At 76.6% G+C, this 4141-nt stretch carries 4 protein-coding genes; all 4 read left to right on the plus strand.

Features of this window, described 5'->3' with window-relative positions:
• Nucleotides 1-842, plus strand: an 842-nt coding sequence (locus ACTUAL_RS03065; RefSeq protein WP_440899196.1) for a glycosyltransferase, incomplete at its 5' end; no start/stop codon positions are given.
• The gene (locus tag ACTUAL_RS03070; protein WP_440899197.1) at nucleotides 839-1864 is read left to right on the plus strand and encodes an NAD-dependent epimerase/dehydratase family protein; all 1026 of its coding nucleotides are present in this window, start codon (nucleotides 839-841) and stop codon (nucleotides 1862-1864) included. The genes ACTUAL_RS03065 and ACTUAL_RS03070, both read left to right, overlap by 4 nt.
• A gap of 3 nt (nucleotides 1865-1867) precedes the next feature.
• Complete coding sequence (locus tag ACTUAL_RS03075; protein WP_440899198.1) at nucleotides 1868-3970, plus strand: prolyl oligopeptidase family serine peptidase; 2103 nt, start codon at nucleotides 1868-1870, stop codon at nucleotides 3968-3970.
• Nucleotides 3967-4141: glycosyltransferase (locus tag ACTUAL_RS03080; RefSeq protein WP_440899199.1), on the plus strand; the 175-nt coding region annotated here is incomplete at its 3' end. The genes ACTUAL_RS03075 and ACTUAL_RS03080, both read left to right, overlap by 4 nt.

The following is a 4141-nucleotide window of genomic DNA, read 5'->3' on the forward strand; positions in this document are numbered from 1 at the left end:
CCAGCGAGGTGGTGCCCTTCGGCGGCAGCCTCCCGCCGCTACTCAACCGGTTGTCCTACCTGCCCCTGCGCTGGTTCCAGGTCGGCGGCGCCGAGGTCGACCGGTGGCGCGCTGACCTGGGCCTGCCCAAGCGCAGGGGCAGGCACGACCGCTCCCGCACCGCGACGGGCGAGCCGGTCCCCTTCGTCCACGGCATCAGCCCGCTGGTCGTGCCACCCGCCCCCGACTGGCCCGCGAACGCCCACACCTCCGGATTCTGGCGGCTGCCGCCCGCGCCGGACTGGAGCCCGCCCCCGTCCCTCGCCGACTTCCTCGACCGCGACCCCAAGCCGGTGTTCATCGGCTTCGGCAGCATCGTCAGCCGCGACCCGGAGGACACCGCCCGCGTCATCCGGGAGGCCGTCTCCCGAGCAGGGGTGCGCGCCGTGGTGCGGTTGGAGGCCAACATCGACGCCGACGCGCTCGGTCCCGACGTGCTCCCCGCGGGCGAGGCGCCCTACGACTGGCTGTTCCCCCGCGTTGCCGCGATCGTGCACGGCGGCGGGGTCGGCACGGTCAACGACGCCCTCGCCTCGGGCGTGCCCCAGGTGCCCGTCCCGCACACCAGCGAGCAGGAGGTCTGGTGCCGGATCGCGCACCGGCTGGGTGTGGCCACCGAGCCGTTCCGGCAGCGCGACCTGGACGTCGACCGGCTCGCCACCGCCCTGCGCGCCGCGACCGGCGACGAGGGCCTGGCCCGCGCCGCCCGCTCGGTGGGCGAGCGCGTCCGCGCCGAGGACGGGGCGGGGACGGCCGCCGCACTGGTGGAGCGCTACGGTCTCGACCGGGCGGCCACCCGATGAGCGCCCTCCGAGCGGGCACGTCGGTGAACGCGCGGTCCTGGGCCGGCCGCACCGTGCTGGTCACCGGCGGCCTCGGCTTCCTCGGCTCGCACTTCACCACCGAACTGCTCGCCTCAGGCGCCCGCGTGCTCTGCCTGCACCGGGGGGACCGCTTCGGCAGGCTCGCCGAGCTGCCCCGCACCTCCGCGCTGCGCACCGCCAGGGTCGACCTGCACGACGAGCGGGCCCTCGCCGCCGCCGTGGACGCCCACACGCCCGCTGTCGACGCCGTGGTGCACTGCGCGGCGCTGGACGGCAACGCCGAGTTCAAGCTCAAGAACTCCGCCCGAATCCTCGACACCAACCTCAGGTTCACCTCGAACGTCCTCAACTGCGCCCGCGAGCGCCGGGTGCGGGACGTCGTCCTGGTCAGCTCGGCCGAGGTGTACCGCACCGACGACAGCGCCCCGGTCGCCGAGGACCACGACTACCGGCGCCGGATGCGCTACGCCCCCGACGGCTACTACCTGTCCAAGGTCTTCGGAGAGGTGCTGGCCGAGCTGTACCGCGACCAGTTCGGCATGAACCTGTTCCTGGCCAGGCCCACCAACGTCTACGGTCCGCGCGACGGCTTCCACGCCCCCTCGGGCCGCGTGGTGCCCAGCATGATGGCGTGCCTGGCGCGAGGCCAGGACATCGAGGTGTGGGGCGACGGCCGCCAGACCCGCTCGTTCGTGCACGCCGCCGACGTGGCCAAAGCCACTCTCCAGATGGTCGCCGCGAACCGGCACCGCACGTTCAACATCGGCACCGGCGAGTCGGTCTCCATCGCGGACCTCGCCCACGCGGTCGCCGAGGCGCTCGACGTCCCCGGCCGCGTCAGGTTCCTGTTCGACCGGCCCACCGGTCCCTCCGCCCGGCAGCTGGACGTCTCCAGGATGGCCGGGGTCGTCGACTTCACCCCGCGCTCGCTGGCGGTCGGGCTGCGTGAGACCGCCGACTGGTTCCGCGCGCGCGGGCTCGCCTCGGGCCTGGCGGGCTGACCCGTGCGCGCACCCACCACCCGCCGGGGCGACGCGGTGACCGAGCTGCCCGGCGGCCACCGCGCCCCCGACCCGTACCGCGCGCTGGAGGACGCGGGCGACCCGGAGACCGCCCGCTGGCTGGCCGCGCAGGACGCCCACTACGCCGCACACCGCGCCACCTGGGGCGACGGGCTCCTGGCGCGCGTGGCCGAGCTCACCGCGTCACCCACCGCCGACCCGCCGGTCTGGGCGGGTGGGCACCGCTTCCGGGCCGCCCTGCGCCCCGGAGGGGAGCACCCCGTGCTGCTGGTGCGCCCGCCGGGTGAGCCGGAGCGCGTGCTGCTCGACCCCGCGGCGTCCGGTCCCGACACCACGCTGGAGAGCTGGCACCCGTCCCCGGACGGCCGCTCGGTGGCCGTGCTGATCAGCGAGGGCGGCACCGAGCAGGGCGCGCTGCGCGTCCTCGACCTCGACGGCAGCGTCGTGGACGGCCCGATCGGCCGCTCCAGGGGCACCCAGCTCGCCTGGTTGCCCGGTGCGTTCTGCTACACCCCGCTGCGCCCCCGACCCGATGGGCGCCTCGCCAGGGAGGTGCGCCTGCACCGCCTCGGCGAGCCTGAGGAGCGGGACGTCACCGTGCTCGCCGAGGACGGCTGCACCTCCTTCGCGCTGGAGACCGACGGCCGCACCCTGGTGGTGGTCGCCAGCCGGGGACCGTCCGCCCTCAAGGACGTCTGGACCGGCCGCGTCACCGAGGGCGGGGTCACCGAGCTGCGCCCGGTCCTGCGCGCGGCGGGCTCGCGGGTCCAGGCCAGGCCCACGCCCGACGGCGTGCTGGTGCTCACCGACGACGCCGCGCCACGCGCCCGCATCGCCCGCCTCACCCCCGGCGGTCAGCTGATCGACCTCGTCGCCGAGGACGACGAGGCGGTCCTGCGCTCGTTCCTGCCGCTGCCCGCCGCGGAACCGGGCGCGGAACCCGAACTGCTCGTCGTGCGCAACCGGGGACTGATCACCGAGGTCGCCGTGCACCGCTTGGCGGACGGCCGCCCCACCGGGCTCGTCGCGCTGCCCGGCGCGGGCGTCGTCACCTCGCTCACCGCCCACGGCGCCACCGCCTTCCTCGGCTACACCGACCCCACCACCCCGCACACCCCCCTGCGCCGCGCGCCGGGCGGGACCGAGGCCGCCGAGTGGTCGGCCGAGCCGCCCCCGCCCGCCGTCCCGCGCCGCGCTCCTGCCAAGGCCGGGGCGCCACCGCGCTCCACCGCCACCGCGCGCACCGCCACCGTGCCCTGCCGCGCTCCGGACGGCGTGGAAATCCCGGTGCTCGCGCTCTGGACCGGTCCCCGCCCGACCGGTCCCCGCCCGCTGCTCCTCCAGTGCTACGGCGGTTTCGGCGTCGTCAACGGCCCCGCCTACTCACCCGAGGCGCTCGCCTGGGTCGAGGCGGGCGGCGTGCACGTGCGGGTCGGGGTGCGCGGCGGCGGCGAGCGCGGCGCGCAGTGGCACCGGGCGGGCAACCGCGCCACCAGGGCGCGCGGCGCGCAGGACCTGATCGCCGCCGCCCGCGCGCTGATCGACCTGGGCTGGACCACCCCGGCGCGGCTCGGCCTGCTCGGCGCCTCCCACGGCGGCCTGGTGGTCGCCGCCGCGCTCACCGCCGAACCCCGGCTGTTCGGCGCGGCGGTCTGCCTGGCCCCGCTCGCGGACATGCTCCGCTGCGAGCGGCTCGGCGCAGGCTCCCTCTGGCGCGCCGAGTACGGCTCGGCCGAGGACCCCGAGCAGGCCGCCTGGCTCGTGGCGTGCTCGCCCTACCACGCGGTGCGCCCCGGAGCCGGGTACCCGCCCGTGCTGCTGGCGGTCTTCGACGGCGACAGCCGCGTCCACCCCGCGCACGCCCACAAGCTGTGCGCCGCCCTCCAGCACGCGTCCCACCACGGAGCGACCTTCCTGCGCAGGGAGAGCGGGGTCGGCCACGGCCGCCGCTCGGTCGGTCGCGCGGCCTGCCTCGCCGCTGACCAGCTGGCCTTCTTCTCCACCGTCCTGAACGGACCGAACCCGCCAGGCCCCGCGAGGTCCGGCACCACCCCCGCCGCCGCGCGGGAGAGGAGTGGCGCGTGAGAACGCTCATCTACGCGTGGGGCTCACGCGGCGACGTGCAGCCGTACCTGGCGCTGGCGCGCGCGCTCAACCGGGCGGGGCACGACGCCGTGCTCGCGGGGCCTGAGCGCTTCGCGGGCGTGGCGCAGGAGCACGGCGTGGAGTTCCACCCGCGCGACCAGGGCTGGCTCG

The sequence above is a fragment of the Actinosynnema sp. genome (assembly GCF_052038725.1).